Source organism: Georgenia sp. TF02-10, from assembly GCF_022759505.1.
GTDB lineage: Bacteria > Actinomycetota > Actinomycetes > Actinomycetales > Actinomycetaceae > TF02-10.
Genome location: NZ_CP094289.1, coordinates 2,192,996 through 2,210,253, shown reverse-complemented (window position 1 = coordinate 2,210,253; position 17,258 = coordinate 2,192,996). Strand labels below are relative to the sequence as shown.

Here is a 17,258-nt window from a genome sequence, read left to right as displayed (position 1 = left end):
CGCTCAGGCCGTCTCGGTGAGGGTGTCGTCGATAAGGCCGCGCAGCGTGGTGGGGTCGATCTGGCCCATGATGCGGGCAGCGACCCGGCCCTGGCGGTCCAGGACCACGGTGGTGGGCATGGCTTGGAGCGGCACGAGTCCTTGGAAGGCGGCGACGGCGGCGGCTCCTTGGTCGTGGATGGAGGGGTAGGGGACCTCGAAGGTGCGTTCGAAGGCCTGCGCGGTGGCGGCGTCGTCGCGTGGGTTGACGCCGAGCAGCTGTACCCCGCGGGGGGTGTAGTCCTCGTGGATGGCCCGCAGGTCCCCGGCTTCGGCGCGGCACGGTGGGCAGGCGGCGTACCAGAAGTTGACGACCACGACCTCCCCGCGCCACTGGCTGAGGTCGACCTCCTCGCCGTCGTAGGTCTGGCCGACGAGGTCGATGGCGCCGTCACGCTGCTCCGGTTCCCAGGTCGCCAGGGACCCGTCCCCGGCGACGTACCCGGCCCCGGAGTCTTGCTCCGCGCCCGCATCCGCGGTGGCGGCACAGCCGCTCAGGGCCACGACGGTGGCCAGGGCCGCCGCCGTGACCGCTCGCCTGAGGGATGCCCGACGCCTGGGGGGTCTCACGCTTGTCACCTTTTCCAACCGGAACCCCGCCCGGGGGCTCGCTGATCGCTGCACTGGTCCGGCGACCATCGTCGCCGCTCTGGCCGGAAGTTCCCCGTCCCGGGGACGACCGGGGCGGTTCTTAACGGAATCTTCACGGTGCCTGGCGCCGCGCGCGGCGTGCCGGTGGGGGCCACGAAACCGCACGGGTCCGGGGAATATGGGCCTGGCAAGCACCATAACCCAGCAGGTTGTCGGTCCTACCCTGGGGGGGTACAAAGAGAGGGCCGACTTCGGCGCCGAACACATCGATCAGGGAGGTCCCCGTGACTACCAGCACCTTCACCGTTACCGGCATGACCTGTGGGCACTGCGTGAGCTCCGTGGCCGAGGAGGTCGGCAAGCTCACCGGCGTGCAGAACGTCGATGTCGACCTCGTCGCCGGTGGGGCCTCCACGGTCACGGTCACGAGCGTCGGGGAGCTCGCGCTCGATGAGGTCCGTGCTGCGGTGGACGAGGCCGGCTACGAGCTCACCGGGACGCCTGCGTGAGGAGCAGCGCTCAATCCGTCGGGTCTGCGCTGCTCCTGAGGGCGGGTGCTGGGGGGCGTCTGCTGGGCTGCACGGACCCGGGCGACCCGGGCGACCGCGTTGGAGCCACGCGACTTGACCGCGAGTGCGAACTGGCACTGCAGAAGGTGGACGGCTCGGCATGATCGCCGTGCTGTCCTTGGCCTGACGCGGAGTGGTCCTCGCACGTGTGAGCGGTGGCCGGCACGGGGTGGCCGGGCCGGAGCCGTCACGTTGGTGGACTGTCCTGCTCGCCGTCGCCGGTGGCCTGGCGACCGAGACGGCATTTCCGGCCAGGTCCTGGTGGCCGATGGCCTATGTCGGCGTCGCGCTGTTGCTGCTCGCGCTTCGGCGCGACTCCGCCCGGTGGGGATTCGTGGTGGGTCTTGTCTACGGGCTGGCGTTCTTCCTCCCACACGTGTGGTGGGCGAACGAAGCGGTGGGCCAGCCGATCGGGTGGGTGGCGCTGTCGGTGCTTGAGGCGGTGTACCTGGGGGTCTTCGGTGCGGCGTGGGCCTGGGTGCGACGCGGGGCATGGGTGGGGAAGCACGCCTGGGCGCAGGTGGTTGGCGTGGCGGTTGTGTGGGTTGGTGTGGAGCAGGTCCGGGGCCGCTGGCCCTTCGGTGGGTTCCCGTGGGGCACGCTCGCGTTCTCCCAGACCGACGCGCCGCTGCTGCGCCTCGCGCCGGTAGGTGGCGAGGCCCTGGTCAGCGCTGTCGTCGTGGCCCTCGCCGCCCTCCTCGCCATGGCACTGGTGAGCGTGCGCCGACTGCGGGTAGCCCCCGCGGGCGCAGCCCTCCTCGTCGCCGCCGTCGTCCTGTTCCTGCCGGCGATGGCGCCGTTGGAGACCCGTGCCGAGTCGGGCACCCTCCGGGTCGGTGCGGTCCAGGGCAACGTACACGAGCAGGGCGCCGAGGCGATGTCTCAAGCGCGCGCGGTGGCTGCCAACCACGCCACCGGCACTGAGGCGCTGCTGGAGCAGGTCGGACCCGGTGAGCTGGACCTGGTGCTGTGGCCGGAGAGTGCCTCCGACATCGACCCGCGCACCGACCCGGGCGTCGCCACCGTCGTCGACGCCGCGGCGCGTACGGTCGGCGCGCCGATTCTCCTGGGCACCCAGCGGTTTCATCCCGAGCGGCGCTACAACGACTACATCCTGTGGGAACCCGGCATCGGCACGAGCGCCGAGGTGGGGTACACCAAGCAGCGCCCGGTCCCGTTCGGTGAGTACGTCCCCTACCGGGACTTCTTCCGGCGGCTGACCCCGGCGGTGGATCTCGTGACCACCGACATGGCCGCCGGGGACGGGACGGCGATGGTGCCGGTGCCGATCGCGCGGCTCGGCCGCACGGTGCCTGTGACCACGGCGATCTGCTTCGAGGTGGCCTACGACGACCTGGTCCGCGAGGGTGTGCTGGCGGGTGGTGAGCTCATCGTCATCCCCACCAACAACGCCTCCTTCGGGCTGACCCAGGAGTCGACGCAGCAGCTGGCGATGTCCCGGTTCCGGGCCGCTGAGCACGGGCGGGCGGCGGTGCAGATCTCGACGGTGGGCGTCAGCGCCTTGATCGGCCCCGACGGGGATGTGCTCGTGCGGACCGGGCTGTTCACTGCTGAGCAGATGATCGGGGAGCTTCCGCTGCGCACCTCCATCACCCTGACGAACAGGCTGGGGGAGTGGCCCGCGCTGGTGGTGGGGGTGCTCGCCGTCAGCCTCCTGGTCCTCGGCGTCAGCCGCCGCGGGGCGGGCGCGGCCGGTGAGGGGCGCGTGCCGCGGCGCCGCACGGGAGAGCCCCCTGAGTGGGCGCTGGACGATCACCCAACCGAGCGCACCCGGGCGCGGTGCGTGTGTTGAGTCAGCGTTCGTGTCCGGTTTGAGCCGGGGAATCAAGCAACATCGGTACGGTCTTCGTGACGCCTGTAGGAGGGTGCGCGATGAGTACGAACGGTGCCGCGAGGACGCGGCGGAGCAGGACGGTGCTGTCGCCGTCAGCGAAGTATGAGATCTGGCTGCAGCTGCTGCGGGGTGAGGCCACGATCGGTCAGGCGGCGACCTCGGCCGGGGTGGACCGCTCCACGATCATCCGGCTGCGGCAGGTGGCCAAGGACGGCGCGTTGGCAGCGCTGGCGGCCTCCAAGCCCGGCACGCCGGGCAAGTCGGTGCGTGATGTGGAGCTGGAGGAGGCCAACGCCGAGATCGCCCGACTCTCGGAGGCGGTCAAGGAACTGGCAGTGAAGCTGACCCTCCTGGAGGGAAAAGGGGGGCGGGTTTGATGCCCACCGCCCCCGTCCCAGTCCGGGTCGACGCCGGTACCAAGCAGGTGCTGCTGGACCTGGTCGAGCACGCCGAGGGCGAGGGCTGGCCCGCGGCCCGGGCGTGTGAGGTGCTCGGCCTGCAGGAGCGCCGGCTGCGTCGCTGGCGGCGCCGAGCGGACAGCGAGGCTGGTCTGGATGATGCTCGTCCCGGGGCTTCGGTCAACGCCCTGAGGCCGGTGGAGATCGAGGCGATCCTGGCGGCGTTCGAGACCTTCGGGGAGAGAGACTTCTCCCACCGGCGCCTGGCCCACCGCGGCTCCTATGAGGACCTGTTCTGGGCTTCCCCATCGACGGTGCGACGTGTGCTTACCGATCATGACCTGCGGTTTCGTCATCCACCGCGCCCTACGCGTGGGCAGCGGCGTCCGTTCCCGGACTGGGCCTCCTACCGGCCAAACTCGATCTGGATCTACGACACGACCCACTTCACCGCGGCCGGGATGGCGGTGCTGATCATCGAGGACCTGGTCTCGCGCAAGTGGCTCACGCACGTGGTCTCGGCCGAGGAGACCCACGTCCAGGTCCGGCTCGGCTTCGAGCAGGCTCTTGACGCCGAGGGCTTGCTCGACCTTGCGGTGCAGCGGGCCGAGGACCGAGGTCGGAACTTGGAGCTGGACGGGGAGGATGAGTTGACCCCGATCCTGCTGGCGGTCTCGGACAACGGCTCGCAGATGATCGCCGGGCACACCCGCAAGTTCATGGCCATGGTCGCCATCGCCCAGCACTTCGGCCGGCCCTCAACGCCGACCGACCAGGCCTGGATCGAGTCCCTCAACGGGACGGTGAAGACCGAGTGGCCCCACCTGCTGGCAATCACCGACCCCGCTGTCCTGCGCGCCGAGCTCGACGTCGTCCGCTCCGAGTACAACGGCTCGCGGCTGCACTCGGGCATCGGCTACGTCACCCCGCTGGACGAGCACGAGGGCCGCGGCGAAGCCATCCGTCGGGCCCGGCGCGAGGGGCTGGCCCGCGCTGCCCGCCAGCGCCTTGCCTACCACCGAGCACACCGGAAGAATCAACCCAACCCAGGAGACCCCGATGTGGTGTGATCCCACGGCCTAAAGCGGACAAAGACGCTGACACAGGTCAGGCACGCTCGCGTTCTCCCAGACCGACGCGCCGCTGCTGCGCCTCGCGCCGGTAGGTGGCGAGGCCCTGGTCAGCGCTGTCGTCGTGGCCCTCGCCGCCCTCCTCGCCATGGCACTGGTGAGCGTGCGCCGACTGCGGGTAGCCCCCGCGGGCGCAGCCCTCCTCGTCGCCGCCGTCGTCCTGTTCCTGCCGGCGATGGCGCCGTTGGAGACCCGTGCCGAGTCGGGCACCCTCCGGGTCGGTGCGGTCCAGGGCAACGTACACGAGCAGGGCGCCGAGGCGATGTCTCAAGCGCGCGCGGTGGCTGCCAACCACGCCACCGGCACTGAGGCGCTGCTGGAGCAGGTCGGACCCGGTGAGCTGGACCTGGTGCTGTGGCCGGAGAGTGCCTCCGACATCGACCCGCGCACCGACCCGGGCGTCGCCACCGTCGTCGACGCCGCGGCGCGTACGGTCGGCGCGCCGATTCTCCTGGGCACCCAGCGGTTTCATCCCGAGCGGCGCTACAACGACTACATCCTGTGGGAACCCGGCATCGGCACGAGCGCCGAGGTGGGGTACACCAAGCAGCGCCCGGTCCCGTTCGGTGAGTACGTCCCCTACCGGGACTTCTTCCGGCGGCTGACCCCGGCGGTGGATCTCGTGACCACCGACATGGCCGCCGGGGACGGGACGGCGATGGTGCCGGTGCCGATCGCGCGGCTCGGCCGCACGGTGCCTGTGACCACGGCGATCTGCTTCGAGGTGGCCTACGACGACCTGGTCCGCGAGGGTGTGCTGGCGGGTGGTGAGCTCATCGTCATCCCCACCAACAACGCCTCCTTCGGGCTGACCCAGGAGTCGACGCAGCAGCTGGCGATGTCCCGGTTCCGGGCCGCTGAGCACGGGCGGGCGGCGGTGCAGATCTCGACGGTGGGCGTCAGCGCCTTGATCGGCCCCGACGGGGATGTGCTCGTGCGGACCGGGCTGTTCACTGCTGAGCAGATGATCGGGGAGCTTCCGCTGCGCACCTCCATCACCCTGACGAACAGGCTGGGGGAGTGGCCCGCGCTGGTGGTGGGGGTGCTCGCCGTCAGCCTCCTGGTCCTCGGCGTCAGCCGCCGCGGGGCGGGCGCGGCCGGTGAGGGGCGCGTGCCGCGGCGCCGCACGGGAGAGCCCCCTGAGTGGGCGCTGGACGATCACCCAACCGAGCGCACCCGGGCGCGGTGACACGCGGCGCGGCTGGTATCACACCCCTGGGGCGGGCGAGGGTGGAACCTGGCTCGTCCAGCGCCTGCGCCCGGGCGTGGGTGATCTCAACGTCGAGGCTCTCGAGTGGGGGCAGGGCGATCTGGCGGGGTGAGCAGGCCTTGGAGCACGGCCTTGTTGACCAGGGTGCGGTTGTAAGGCGCGATGTCCTCACCGTGCACCAGGGTGATCTTGCCCGGTAGCCCTGCTGGCGCAGTGTGCTGGCCGCCGCGTGCCCGGCCGCGCCGCCACCTACGATCACCACGTTCGACCCACTGTGCCTCATGCCACCTGCTCGTTCTCCACTTGACCGGGAATACCCCGGGTGGGTACCGTCGCTTCACGGTACACGTACCCTGTAGGGGTAGTCGTCGGAAGGAAGACTGAACCATGAGCATCGTCAACCTCGAGTACCAGGTGACCGGCATGACCTGCGGCCACTGCGAGATGTCCGTCCGTGAGGAGGTCAGCCAGATCCCGGGTGTGGAGGGCATCGACGTCAGCGCGAAGACCGGCAAGCTGGTCGTGACCGGCGGTGAGCCGGTTGACGACGCCGCCGTGCTGGCCGCGGTCGACGAAGCCGGCTACTCGGCGGTGCGCGTCTGATGAGGGCGCCCGCACGGATCGGTCTGTACCTGGCCGGCCTTGGTGTGGTCTTCGCGGTCTCCGCCGCGACCGCAGACGCGATCGTCCCCGAGGAGACGGTGGCGGCGTGGACGCAGTCGACGCAGGGGCACGGTGAGAAGGCGAACGGTGAGGAGATCCCGGGCGCCGGCTCCACCGACACCGACTCAGGCAGCGACGAGCGCGGCCACTGATTGGCCCTGCGGTGCGGTCCGTACGCACCGGCAGCGGAACGACACGAGAGAAGTTGCGAATGTCTGCATCGTCGGCTCAGCCGCAGGCGCTGGGCACCCTCATTGAGCTCGAGGTCGGTGGGATGACCTGCGCCTCGTGCGCGATGCGCATCGAGAAGAAGCTCAACAAGCTTGACGGCGTCACCGCCACGGTGAACTACGCCACCGAGAAGGCCCAGGTCAGCGCGCCCGCCGGGATCGACGCTGCCGCGCTGATCGCCGAGGTGGAGAAGACCGGCTACACCGCCGCCCTGCCCCGCGCCAAGGACCTGGACCGTGAGCAGGACGGCGACGGCGAACAGCCGGACGCCGAGCTCGTCTCGTTGCGTCAGCGCCTGATCGGCTCGGTGGTGCTGTCGGTGCCGGTCATCGCGATGGCGATGATCCCGGCGCTGCAGTTCACCTACTGGCAGTGGGCCTCCCTGGCGCTGGCCGCACCGGTGATCGTGTGGGCGGCCTGGCCCTTCCACAAGGCGGCGTGGACGAACCTGCGTCACGGCGCGGCCACGATGGACACCCTGATCTCGGTGGGGACCGGCGCGGCGTTCCTGTGGTCGCTATACGCCCTGTTCCTCGGGACGGCCGGCGTGCCGGGGATGACCCACCCCTTCGAGCTGACCGTGGCCCCCAGCGACGGGGCGGCGAACATCTACCTCGAGGTCGCCGCCGGGGTGACGATGTTCATCCTGCTGGGCCGCTACTTCGAGAAGCGCTCCAAGCGCCAGGCCGGTGCGGCACTGCGTGCCCTGCTGGAGATGGGCGCCAAGGACGTGGCCGTGCTGCGCGGCGGGGCGGAGACGCGCATCCCCACCTCCGAGCTCGCCGTGGGCGATGAGTTCGTCGTGCGCCCGGGGGAGAAGATCGCTACCGACGGGGTCATCGTCTCGGGCACCTCCGCGGTGGACGCCTCGATGCTCACCGGTGAGTCGGTGCCCGTCGAGGTCGCCGAGGGCGACCCGGTCACCGGTGCCACCGTCAACGCCGGCGGGCGCCTCGTGGTGCGCGCCACCCGGGTCGGGTCCGACACCCAGCTGGCGCAGATGGCCAAGCTGGTCGAGGACGCCCAGTCCGGCAAAGCCGAGATCCAGCGCCTGGCCGACAGGGTCTCCGGGATCTTCGTGCCCGTCGCGATCGCCATCGCCGTCGCGGCCCTGGGTGCCTGGATCGGCGCGGGCTTCCCGCTCAGCGCGGCGTTCACCGCGGCCGTCGCGGTGCTCATCATCGCCTGCCCGTGCGCCCTGGGCCTGGCCACCCCCACCGCGCTGCTGGTGGGCACCGGGCGCGGCGCTCAGATGGGCATCCTCATCAAGGGCCCCGAGGTGCTGGAGTCCACCCGCAGGGTCGACACCGTGGTGCTGGACAAGACCGGCACCGTGACCACCGGCAAGATGACCCTGGTCGACGTCGTCCCCGCCACCGGCACCGACCGCGCCGAGCTGCTGCGCCTGGCCGGCGCCCTGGAGGACGCCTCGGAGCACCCCATCGCCCAGGCGATCGCCAAGGGCGCCACCCAGGAGGTCGGCATCCTGCCGACGCCGGAGGACTTCGCCAACGTCGAGGGCAAGGGCGTCCAGGGCACCGTCGACGGGCACGGCGTGGTCGTGGGCCGCGAGTCGCTCCTGGCCGACTGGTCCCTGGACCTCCCCGCAGAGCTGGTCGCTGCCAAGGCCCGCGCCGAGGCGCAAGGCAGGACCGCCGTCGTCGTCGGGTGGGACGGTCGGGCCCGGGGCGTGCTGGTGGTGGCCGACACCGTCAAGCCGACCAGCGCCCAGGCGATAGACCAGCTCAAGGCACTGGGCCTGACACCGGTGCTGCTCACCGGGGACAACCGGACCGTCGCCGAGCAGATCGCCGCCGAGGTCGGCATCGAGCAGGTCATCGCCGAGGTCCTGCCCAAGGACAAGGTCGACGTGGTCGCCCGCCTCCAGTCCGAGGGCAAGGTCGTGGCGATGGTCGGCGACGGCGTCAACGACGCCCCGGCCCTTGCGCAGGCCAACCTTGGCCTGGCGATGGGCACCGGGACCGATGTCGCGATGGAGGCGGCCGACATCACCCTGGTCCGCGGGGACCTGCGCAGCGCCGCCGACGCGATCCGGCTCTCCCGCCGGACGCTGGGCACCATCAAGACCAACCTGTTCTGGGCCTTCGCCTACAACACCGCCGCGATCCCGCTGGCCGCCCTCGGGCTGCTCAACCCCATGCTCGCCGGCGCGGCCATGGCCTTCTCCAGCGTCTTCGTCGTCGGCAACAGCCTGCGCCTGCGCTCCTTCACGAGCCAGGCGAAGGATCCTCAGCCGTCTGCGGCCATGCCACGCACCCGCGTGGCGCAGCCGGTCAACGCCTGACCAACCCACAACCCGAAAGGACCACGCATGGCTCACGACCACGACCACGGCCACGGCCACGGCCACCACGACGGCGCCAAGCGTCACAACCTGCTTGGACCGGAGGCGGACGACATCGCTGAGTGCCCCGTCATGAAGGGCAGCATGGTCGTCAAGGCCGAGGCGGAGGCATCCGGTCTGGTCCGCGACCACGCGGGACAGCGGTACTGGCTGTGCTGCGCCGCCTGCGGACCCCTCTTCGACGCCGACCCCGCCCGATACACCACCGTTGCCTGACCCCGCCGTGGCCGGTGCGACACGTCCAGCAAGTAGCACCGCGCCTGGCACCCGGGCAAGTTCTCTGCCCTATCGCTCCACCCTCGAAGGACCACCACCATGACCGACACCCTTGAGCCCACCCCAGACCTGGGGCTGGCGCCCCACACGCACGGCTACATCACCGACAAGAAGCGCTACCTCGACCGGCTCAAGCGTATCGAGGGCCAGGCCCGCGGCATCCACCGCATGGTCGAGGAGGAGCAGTACTGCATTGACATCCTCACCCAGGTCAGCGCCCTGACCAGCGCGCTGCAGGGCGTGGCCCTCGGCCTGCTCGACGACCACCTCAAGCACTGCGTCGTTGACGCCGCCAGGCTCGGCGGTGACACCGCGGACGCCAAGATCAAGGAAGCGTCCGACGCCATCGCCCGCCTCGTGCGTTCCTAGCCGCGGGCCCTGGCCGGCTCGGCCCGCCGCCCAAGTGCCGTGTTCGGGGATCCAACGCCGCGCCACCTGCGGGAACGGCAGGGGAGCGTTTCGCTCGCGGGACGTCTCCCACCGGCAAGGACATGCATGCTGCCCCGGCGGGGCGGTACCGCTTTGGTGGTAAGTCGAGGATTTGTCTCAGTTGCAGTTCCGGAAAGGGGCCTGCCGTGTCGAATTCGTGACGCCGCTTGCCGTGGTTCCTGGGCGTGGACGGCGCCCCTGTCCTGGTCGTCGGGTTGTCTGCGTCTGGCGGGAAGGGGTACCGCGGTGGTCGAGCGAGCCCCCGGTGGGAGGTTCACGACGGCCCGGCCCCATGGCCACGGACAGGGGATCGGCTGTCCATCGGCAGGCAGATCCGTGTCCGCCTACAGGGAGGGTGGCGTCTCCCCGTTAGCTGGGGCCGGGGCACACCGGTTGACGTTGAGTGGTCACCCGTGCCGGCGACACGTCCGCCGCCGGCGGCTTGGACTCCGAGGGGTCGGGTCGCGTCTGGCAGTACTCAGGCCGGGGATGTGTCGGTGGTGCCGCCCGAGCAGGATGCGCCGGGCTCTGGGGTCTGCTCGCCTTGGACATGCTTCGCTAGGAACGCGTCGATGCGGGGGTCCGCCGCGTCATCTACCGAGAGCTGGACACCCCACGCACTGAGCACGATGGCCGATTCCAGATTCTCGTAGGGACTTACCCTCGATCCACCGATCGACTGTGTCCGGTGGGCGGCGTGGGAGAGTGAGAATGCCCTCCTGACCTGGGAAAATGCGACTTGTCTAAGGTCCGCATAACCCGCTCAAGAAGGGCATCTCGTAGATGCAACTGTCTCACACCCCTTCAGTGGTCTCAGCGACGTTTGACGAGCCCAACCTCGTGTCGGCCGCCGGGCTGGTCCCATTGATGGCTCTGGCTCAGGAGGCCGGGCTGCGTCGGCTGGGAGATGAGCACCTGAGCGTGGCGAGGGACAAGGGGGCCAACGCGGGCCTGAAGCTTGCCTCGTTGGTGGCGGGTATGGCCGCCGGGGCGGACAGCATCGATGACATGGCCTTGCTGCGCCACGGGGCGATGGGCAAGATCTTCGACCGTGCCTACGCTCCCTCGACGTTGGGCTCCTTCCTGCGCGCCTTCACCTTCGGACACGTGCGTCAGGCTGACGCGGTGGCTTCACGGTTCGCACTTGCCCTGGCCGAGCGCTCCGAGTTCCTGGGCCGCGAGGGGGACAGCGGCACGGTGATGGTCGACATCGACGACACCATCATCGAGGTCCACGGCCACCACAAGCAGGGAGCATCCTTCGGCTATACCCGAGTGCGTGGCCTGAATGCGCTGCTGGCCACCGTGAGCACCGAGCAGATCGCCCCGGTGATCGCCGCCCAGCGGCTGCGCAAGGGCTCGGCCGGCTCCCCGCGCGGAGCGGTCCGCCTGGCCACTGACACCCTGGCTCTGATCCGGCGCACCTGCCTGGCCGGGCGGCCAGTGCTGGTGCGCGCGGACTCAGCGTTCTACTCCCACGCCCTGGTCACCGCCGTGCTCAAGACCGGGGCGCACGTATCGGTCACCGTGCGGATGGACCCGGCCGTCAAGCGCGCCATCGCCGCCATCAGCGACGATGCTTGGACCACGATCAAGTACACCGACGCGATCTTCGACGAAGACAGCGGCAGGTGGATCTCGCGGGCCGAGGTCGCCGAGATCCCCTTCACCGCCTTCACCTCCAAGAAGACCAGCGAGCAGATCCCCGGCCGCCTGGTGGTGCGCCGAATCCCCGACCTGAACCCGAAGAAGAACCAGGGGCAGGCCACACTGTTCGATACGTGGCGCTTCCACGCGTTCTTCACCACCGCCCCCGCCGCCGAGCGCGACACCGTGGCTGCCGACAAGGTCCACCGGGCACACGCCATCATCGAGAACGTCCACGCCGACCTCAAGGCCTCCGCGCTGGCGCACATGCCCTCGGGAGTTTTCAACGCCAACGCTGCCTGGCTCGTCTGCGCGGTCATGGCCTTCAACCTCACCCGCGCCGCCGCGACACTGACCAACGCCCCGGGGCTGGCTCGGGCGACCACGGCAACGATCCGCCGCAAGCTCATCAACGTCCCGGCACGTATTGCTTCCTCCGCCCGGCGCCTGCACCTGCACCTTCCACAGGGCTGGCCATGGCAAACAGCGTGGTCCGCGCTCTACGACGCCCTCGCCCCGCGCCGAGCGACCGCGCCGATCTGACCCACAGACCCAGTCCCTACAAGCAGGAACCCCAGTGGAAGAGCCGGGCAGACCGGCAACTCCTGCACGCCCTCACTCCAGCCCCGACATCCTGCCGCCGACAGCGACCTCCTCAGCAGCTCATCGGTGGATCGAGGCTTACCAGGGTGTATCCCTGGCCCCGGGTCGCCTTCTCGGTGAGGGCGGTGACCTGATCGGCGGACAGGTCGGGGGAGTACGTGATCCACACGGCTCCGTGTTCGAGGGAGTGGACGGCGTTCTCGTTTGGCACCGGTTCGGTGTACACGTCGCAGTTCTGCCACACCGTGCTGTGATCACCGCCTACTGGCGGTGAGGTCCCGTAGTCCACCGGGTCGGTGACGTGCCCGGCGGAGAGATCCTCGTATTCCTGTACCCCCTCGATGGGGGCGTTGGCCGCTGCCTCAACCTCAGCCTGGCGCCGCGCTTCCCCTGCTAGGGCCACCGCTACAGCGGCGATGAGCCCTAGGCAGACGACGGTGACGGCCCCGAAGAGCAAGAACTTCTGGCGGCGCTCCTTTCGCATCTGCTCCGCCCGCATGGCGGCCACCTTGGCGGCTCGCTCACGCACCTGCTTCTTCCCGTCACCCACTGCGGTCCCTTCTGTGGTGCGCGGCTGCGCCCCGGTGACTGCACCTTAGCCTCGATCCACCGATCGACTGTGTCCGGTGGGCGGCGTGGGAGAGTGAGAATGCCCTCCTGACCTGGGAAAATGCGACTTGTCTAAGGTCCGCATAACCCGCTCAAGAAGGGCATCTCGTAGATGCAACTGTCTCACACCCCTTCAGTGGTCTCAGCGACGTTTGACGAGCCCAACCTCGTGTCGGCCGCCGGGCTGGTCCCATTGATGGCTCTGGCTCAGGAGGCCGGGCTGCGTCGGCTGGGAGATGAGCACCTGAGCGTGGCGAGGGACAAGGGGGCCAACGCGGGCCTGAAGCTTGCCTCGTTGGTGGCGGGTATGGCCGCCGGGGCGGACAGCATCGATGACATGGCCTTGCTGCGCCACGGGGCGATGGGCAAGATCTTCGACCGTGCCTACGCTCCCTCGACGTTGGGCTCCTTCCTGCGCGCCTTCACCTTCGGACACGTGCGTCAGGCTGACGCGGTGGCTTCACGGTTCGCACTTGCCCTGGCCGAGCGCTCCGAGTTCCTGGGCCGCGAGGGGGACAGCGGCACGGTGATGGTCGACATCGACGACACCATCATCGAGGTCCACGGCCACCACAAGCAGGGAGCATCCTTCGGCTATACCCGAGTGCGTGGCCTGAATGCGCTGCTGGCCACCGTGAGCACCGAGCAGATCGCCCCGGTGATCGCCGCCCAGCGGCTGCGCAAGGGCTCGGCCGGCTCCCCGCGCGGAGCGGTCCGCCTGGCCACTGACACCCTGGCTCTGATCCGGCGCACCTGCCTGGCCGGGCGGCCAGTGCTGGTGCGCGCGGACTCAGCGTTCTACTCCCACGCCCTGGTCACCGCCGTGCTCAAGACCGGGGCGCACGTATCGGTCACCGTGCGGATGGACCCGGCCGTCAAGCGCGCCATCGCCGCCATCAGCGACGATGCTTGGACCACGATCAAGTACACCGACGCGATCTTCGACGAAGACAGCGGCAGGTGGATCTCGCGGGCCGAGGTCGCCGAGATCCCCTTCACCGCCTTCACCTCCAAGAAGACCAGCGAGCAGATCCCCGGCCGCCTGGTGGTGCGCCGAATCCCCGACCTGAACCCGAAGAAGAACCAGGGGCAGGCCACACTGTTCGATACGTGGCGCTTCCACGCGTTCTTCACCACCGCCCCCGCCGCCGAGCGCGACACCGTGGCTGCCGACAAGGTCCACCGGGCACACGCCATCATCGAGAACGTCCACGCCGACCTCAAGGCCTCCGCGCTGGCGCACATGCCCTCGGGAGTTTTCAACGCCAACGCTGCCTGGCTCGTCTGCGCGGTCATGGCCTTCAACCTCACCCGCGCCGCCGCGACACTGACCAACGCCCCGGGGCTGGCTCGGGCGACCACGGCAACGATCCGCCGCAAGCTCATCAACGTCCCGGCACGTATTGCTTCCTCCGCCCGGCGCCTGCACCTGCACCTTCCACAGGGCTGGCCATGGCAAACAGCGTGGTCCGCGCTCTACGACGCCCTCGCCCCGCGCCGAGCGACCGCGCCGATCTGACCCACAGACCCAGTCCCTACAAGCAGGAACCCCAGTGGAAGAGCCGGGCAGACCGGCAACTCCTGCACGCCCTCACTCCAGCCCCGACATCCTGCCGCCGACAGCGACCTCCTCAGCAGCTCATCGGTGGATCGAGGCTTAGGACGTGTGGGTGGGCCGAAGATGAAGGGACCATGAAGACTCCGACTCCCGGTGTCCTCCCCGGGAGCTTCTTCCTCGGGTGATTGGCCCTACTGAGGGCCAGGGGCTGGCCGAGGTCCTTAATCGCGTGCCGATGGGACGGGCGTCGCTGCTCTTCGTCGTGCTTGCGGGACTTGGCCTGTCGTTGCTGACCGGACGGGCACGGAACACGGGCCTTCGGCCTCTCTGGGGCACGGTGCTGTGGCGTGCGTCCCTGCTTCTCGTGGGCGGGCTGTCGTTGCAGCTGCTGGATCACGGGGTCAACGTCATGCCCACCTACGCGATGGGGTTGGTCCTCGCTCTGCCGTTGCTGCGTCCACCAGGCCGCTCCCAGCAACTACCGTTTCGCTGCGGGCTTCTCGAGAGGCTGTTGCGCCCACTGTGGACGGGCCGGGCCTGAGGCCGAGGCACTCCGACTGAGCCGGAGTCGTTGCCCGCTGCCCGCCCGGCGTGCGCGGAGAGCGTCGAGCATGGGGAAGTCCGGCAGGTGTTGTCGGCGTCCGTGGTTCTTTGGCGGATCACCTGAAGCCGTGGCACGGTCTGGGAGCCGGTGACCCGGGCCTGGGGGGCCTCAACGGTGCGCTCCCCAGTCCCGCTTCCTTCGCTGGCCGCGAGCAGTGCCAGCGGGTCGCCGCGCGTGCCGCTGGAGGCGAGGCGGTGAGGACGGAGTCGCCCAGCCGTCCTGGTCATAGGGGGTCCCGGCTCGTTGAGGGCAGCACGGACCTGCCGGTGGCGAGGGACGACGCGTCCGTTCGGTTAGGGACCGTAAGCGCCTCCCCGTGTTGAGTGGTTGACGGTAGCGGTGCAGCGTCCGCGCGCGGTGTGCGCGGGTCGCGGTGCCGGCTCGCGCCTCATGAGCGCGGGCGCTGGATCTGCCGTCGCCTGGCACGTGCGTGCCGATCCGGTGAGGCCTCCGTCGGGCGAAGTCCCGAGAGGACTCGCGAAGTATCCTCCCGGCTGCCCAGAACGAGGAGGGCGAGCAGGACGCCGTAGACCGGGAGGTGCCCGAGGAGCTCGGTCGCTCCGAAGAGCGTGAGGGTCACCGTGAATGGGACGGCCGCCACGACGGCGACGACCTGCGGCAAGGCAGCCGAGATGACGAGGAGGCCGAACATCAGCTCAACGGTTCCGGCGAACAGCGCGAACATGTCCGCGCTCACGCCGAAGGGGGCGAGGAGGTTGAGGACCGGCACCTGGTCGAGCATCGTTCTGGCCATCTGCGGGTTGGCGAGCTTCTCCACGACGGCCAGGGAGATCAGCGTCGTTCCGGTGCCAAGCTTGAGTGCGAGGGTCGCGCGCCGGAGCGCGAGAGCGTCCATGTCACGTCGACCGCCGTTCTCCAGGCGCGGCGGGAGGATGAACAGGAATGCCGCGATGCCGACCAGGACGGCCAGGGTGGCTAAGGCCCTGGGGCTGTGGAGCATGACGACGAGGGGTCCGGCGATCACGATGGCTACGGCCGCTGGGCGGACGAGCACGCCGGCCACGAGGAGGGCACCTACGACGGCTTGCGGCACCAGCAGGAGGGTACCTCCAACTCCATCTGGCACGTGGATGCCTGGGTCGAGGACAGCGCGGTCGAAGGCAAGCACGAGGAGGCTGACGCCCAGGTGCGCGGCGAGGAGGCGCGGCACCCACGGGACCAGCGTTGAGAGGTGGCGGGTGATGGTCAGCGCACGCAGTTCGGGAACCGGCAAGCGGGCGGCGAGCCCGCGCCAGATGAGTGTCACGAGCACGACGGCCGTCACGCCGAGGAGGACTCCCGGTCGTAGGAGCGCGGAGAGGTCGACCGGGTATGCGTCCGGGTCGCTCACGAACCACTCCTGGTGGGCGGATGCCGGACTCGGCAGTCCGACGATGACGGCTGTGGCGGCGAGCACGCGGGCGCCGCGGCTGGTGAGGCGGGATTCGATCACGTCGGTCCTGGGCAGTGGTGGGCGGTCACGACTACAGGTAACCGTGAAGGGCGTCGCGCCCGTTGGTGCGCAGAGCGTTTCGCCGTTGGGTCGAGCGGTGTTGGTGGCGCAGCATGCTCAGACGTCATCGGTGTAGTCACCCCACCGTGTTGGTGAAGAGTCCGATGTCGTCTGCGATGGAGGGGAAGACCCAGGTGAACAGCGCCGCCACGGCGACCCCAGCGAGGAGCATCGCCTCCATCGCCTTGAGCCAACGGGGCCCGGGCAGCGCCTTCCATATCGCGTGATACATCAGGGTTCCTCCATGAGCTGGGCGGGTGCGCCACCCGCGCGGGGGTACCACTCGGCGAGCTCTCCGTGGGTGATCCACCGCTGCGCGGCGGAGTAGAGCGGGTGGCAGGTCGTCAGCGTGATGAGGCGTCGTGTCGGTTCCGCCCCGGGCTGTCCTGGTACCGGGGCGACGACGTCAACCCGGTCCGGGGTCACGATGTAGTCCTCGGTCACGCGGTAGACGAACCAGCCATCAGCGGTCTCCACGATTATGGGGTCACCGGGTCGCAGTTCCTCCACGTGGCGGTAGGGGGCACCGAAGCTCTGCCGGTGTGCGGCGGTGGCGAAGTTTCCGACCTGACCCGGCATCGCGGTCCCGGGATAGTGGCCGATGCTGCCTTTGTTGAGGACTGTGGCCACGTCGACGCCCTCGGCGAGAGGAACCGCGTAGTCCTGTCCCCACCTCGGCACGTAGAGGATGCCGAAGACCTCCGTCGGGTCGGGTGACGGCATGGCCGGTGGAGGTTGGTCGCTCGGTGTCGGGTTCGCTGCGACATCGGGAAGGTCAGGTTGCGTCTCACGACCCGGGGTATCGATGCTCGTCCGAAACTCCTCGACCGCCGCCTCCTGCTGCCGTCCGCCGACGACATCTGTCCACCAGAGCTGCCACACGACGAAGAGGGAGGCCAGGACACCGAGCGTGAGCATCACCTCGCCGGCGACACCGACGACACGCACCGCGATGGTCGGTCTGCGCG

The 17,258-nt window shown here is 69.7% G+C and carries 17 protein-coding genes and 1 pseudogene; 12 read left to right on the top strand and 6 right to left on the bottom strand.

Going from position 1 to position 17,258, the window contains the following annotated elements:
• Positions 1 to 3: 3 nt before the first annotated feature.
• Entirely contained in the window at positions 4 to 609 is a 606-nt protein-coding gene (locus MF406_RS09960) for a TlpA disulfide reductase family protein (RefSeq protein ID WP_242892650.1), read from the bottom strand.
• Positions 610 to 914: 305 nt separating this feature from the next.
• Here MF406_RS09960 and MF406_RS09955 point away from each other — a divergent pair, with 305 nt between their 5' ends.
• From MF406_RS09955 to MF406_RS09910, 10 genes and pseudogenes are all read left to right on the top strand, one after another.
• Positions 915 to 1,139 (top strand): heavy-metal-associated domain-containing protein, encoded by a 225-nt coding sequence (locus MF406_RS09955; RefSeq protein WP_242892648.1) that lies wholly within the window; start codon positions 915 to 917, stop codon positions 1,137 to 1,139.
• A 193-nt stretch (positions 1,140 to 1,332) separates the two neighbouring features.
• Complete coding sequence (lnt, locus tag MF406_RS09950) at positions 1,333 to 3,012, top strand: apolipoprotein N-acyltransferase (protein ID WP_371744461.1); 1,680 nt, start codon at positions 1,333 to 1,335, stop codon at positions 3,010 to 3,012.
• Positions 3,013 to 3,134: 122 nt separating this feature from the next.
• Positions 3,135 to 3,431 carry a hypothetical protein gene (locus MF406_RS09945; protein ID WP_242892566.1) on the top strand — a complete coding sequence of 99 codons (297 nt, stop codon included), beginning with the start codon at positions 3,135 to 3,137 and terminating at the stop codon, positions 3,429 to 3,431.
• A complete protein-coding gene (locus tag MF406_RS09940) occupies positions 3,431 to 4,522 on the top strand; it encodes an integrase core domain-containing protein (protein ID WP_242892526.1) in 1,092 nt (363 codons plus the stop codon). Before MF406_RS09945 ends, MF406_RS09940 begins: the two co-directional genes overlap by 1 nt.
• A 52-nt stretch (positions 4,523 to 4,574) precedes the next feature.
• Positions 4,575 to 5,771 (top strand): annotated as a pseudogene (gene lnt, locus MF406_RS09935) (apolipoprotein N-acyltransferase); the annotation flags it as partial.
• A 408-nt stretch (positions 5,772 to 6,179) separates the two neighbouring features.
• Positions 6,180 to 6,395: a heavy-metal-associated domain-containing protein gene (locus MF406_RS09930; protein WP_242892641.1), complete on the top strand. Its 216-nt coding sequence runs from the start codon at positions 6,180 to 6,182 to the stop codon at positions 6,393 to 6,395.
• The gene (locus tag MF406_RS09925; RefSeq protein ID WP_242892639.1) at positions 6,395 to 6,607 is read left to right on the top strand and encodes a hypothetical protein; all 213 of its coding nucleotides are present in this window, start codon (positions 6,395 to 6,397) and stop codon (positions 6,605 to 6,607) included. Before MF406_RS09930 ends, MF406_RS09925 begins: the two co-directional genes overlap by 1 nt.
• Positions 6,608 to 6,666: 59 nt before the next feature.
• Positions 6,667 to 8,991, top strand: coding sequence for a cation-translocating P-type ATPase (locus MF406_RS09920; protein ID WP_242892637.1), 2,325 nt, complete (start codon positions 6,667 to 6,669; stop codon positions 8,989 to 8,991).
• A 27-nt stretch (positions 8,992 to 9,018) separates the two neighbouring features.
• Complete coding sequence (locus MF406_RS09915; protein WP_242892635.1) at positions 9,019 to 9,267, top strand: hypothetical protein; 249 nt, start codon at positions 9,019 to 9,021, stop codon at positions 9,265 to 9,267.
• A 99-nt stretch (positions 9,268 to 9,366) separates the two neighbouring features.
• Positions 9,367 to 9,696, top strand: coding sequence for a metal-sensitive transcriptional regulator (locus MF406_RS09910; RefSeq protein WP_242892633.1), 330 nt, complete (start codon positions 9,367 to 9,369; stop codon positions 9,694 to 9,696).
• A 538-nt stretch (positions 9,697 to 10,234) separates the two neighbouring features.
• Here the strand turns inward: MF406_RS09910 and MF406_RS09905 are convergent.
• Positions 10,235 to 10,432 carry a DUF3105 domain-containing protein gene (locus tag MF406_RS09905; protein WP_256463958.1) on the bottom strand — a complete coding sequence of 66 codons (198 nt, stop codon included), beginning with the start codon at positions 10,430 to 10,432 and terminating at the stop codon, positions 10,235 to 10,237.
• 107 nt (positions 10,433 to 10,539) lie between these two features.
• On the opposite strand from MF406_RS09905, the gene MF406_RS09900 reads away from it, so the two are divergent.
• Complete coding sequence (locus MF406_RS09900) at positions 10,540 to 11,946, top strand: IS1380 family transposase (RefSeq protein WP_242892618.1); 1,407 nt, start codon at positions 10,540 to 10,542, stop codon at positions 11,944 to 11,946.
• A 112-nt stretch (positions 11,947 to 12,058) separates the two neighbouring features.
• Here the strand turns inward: MF406_RS09900 and MF406_RS09895 are convergent, their stop codons facing one another.
• On the bottom strand, positions 12,059 to 12,556 hold the full coding sequence (locus tag MF406_RS09895; RefSeq protein ID WP_242892620.1) for a DUF3105 domain-containing protein: 498 nt from the start codon (positions 12,554 to 12,556) through the stop codon (positions 12,059 to 12,061).
• Between the two features lie 171 nt (positions 12,557 to 12,727).
• Here MF406_RS09895 and MF406_RS09890 point away from each other — a divergent pair, with 171 nt between their 5' ends.
• On the top strand, positions 12,728 to 14,134 hold the full coding sequence (locus tag MF406_RS09890) for an IS1380 family transposase (protein WP_242892618.1): 1,407 nt from the start codon (positions 12,728 to 12,730) through the stop codon (positions 14,132 to 14,134).
• 1,031 nt (positions 14,135 to 15,165) lie between these two features.
• Here MF406_RS09890 and MF406_RS09885 read toward each other — a convergent pair.
• The 3 genes from MF406_RS09885 to MF406_RS09875 form a co-directional block, all read right to left on the bottom strand.
• Entirely contained in the window at positions 15,166 to 16,128 is a 963-nt protein-coding gene (locus MF406_RS09885; RefSeq protein WP_242892616.1) for a hypothetical protein, read from the bottom strand.
• Between the two features lie 238 nt (positions 16,129 to 16,366).
• Positions 16,367 to 16,522 carry a hypothetical protein gene (locus MF406_RS09880; RefSeq protein WP_242892613.1) on the bottom strand — a complete coding sequence of 52 codons (156 nt, stop codon included), beginning with the start codon at positions 16,520 to 16,522 and terminating at the stop codon, positions 16,367 to 16,369.
• On the bottom strand, positions 16,522 to 17,238 hold the full coding sequence (locus MF406_RS09875; protein WP_242892611.1) for a class E sortase: 717 nt from the start codon (positions 17,236 to 17,238) through the stop codon (positions 16,522 to 16,524). The genes MF406_RS09880 and MF406_RS09875 overlap by 1 nt, the downstream gene beginning before the upstream one ends.
• Between the last annotated feature and the right edge of the window lie 20 nt (positions 17,239 to 17,258).

Excerpts from the sequence above, each read along its gene's own strand:
- MF406_RS09920 (WP_242892637.1), top strand. The coding sequence starts at position 6,667 with ATGTCTGCATCGTCGGCTCAGCCGCAGGCGCTGGGCACCCTCATTGAG.
- MF406_RS09930 (WP_242892641.1), top strand. The coding sequence starts at position 6,180 with ATGAGCATCGTCAACCTCGAGTACCAGGTGACCGGCATGACCTGCGGC.
- MF406_RS09915 (WP_242892635.1), top strand. The coding sequence starts at position 9,019 with ATGGCTCACGACCACGACCACGGCCACGGCCACGGCCACCACGACGGC.
- MF406_RS09890 (WP_242892618.1), top strand. The coding sequence starts at position 12,728 with ATGCAACTGTCTCACACCCCTTCAGTGGTCTCAGCGACGTTTGACGAG.
- MF406_RS09925 (WP_242892639.1), top strand. The coding sequence starts at position 6,395 with ATGAGGGCGCCCGCACGGATCGGTCTGTACCTGGCCGGCCTTGGTGTG.
- MF406_RS09880 (WP_242892613.1), bottom strand. The coding sequence starts at position 16,522 with ATGTATCACGCGATATGGAAGGCGCTGCCCGGGCCCCGTTGGCTCAAG.
- MF406_RS09940 (WP_242892526.1), top strand. The coding sequence starts at position 3,431 with ATGCCCACCGCCCCCGTCCCAGTCCGGGTCGACGCCGGTACCAAGCAG.
- MF406_RS09900 (WP_242892618.1), top strand. The coding sequence starts at position 10,540 with ATGCAACTGTCTCACACCCCTTCAGTGGTCTCAGCGACGTTTGACGAG.
- MF406_RS09910 (WP_242892633.1), top strand. The coding sequence starts at position 9,367 with ATGACCGACACCCTTGAGCCCACCCCAGACCTGGGGCTGGCGCCCCAC.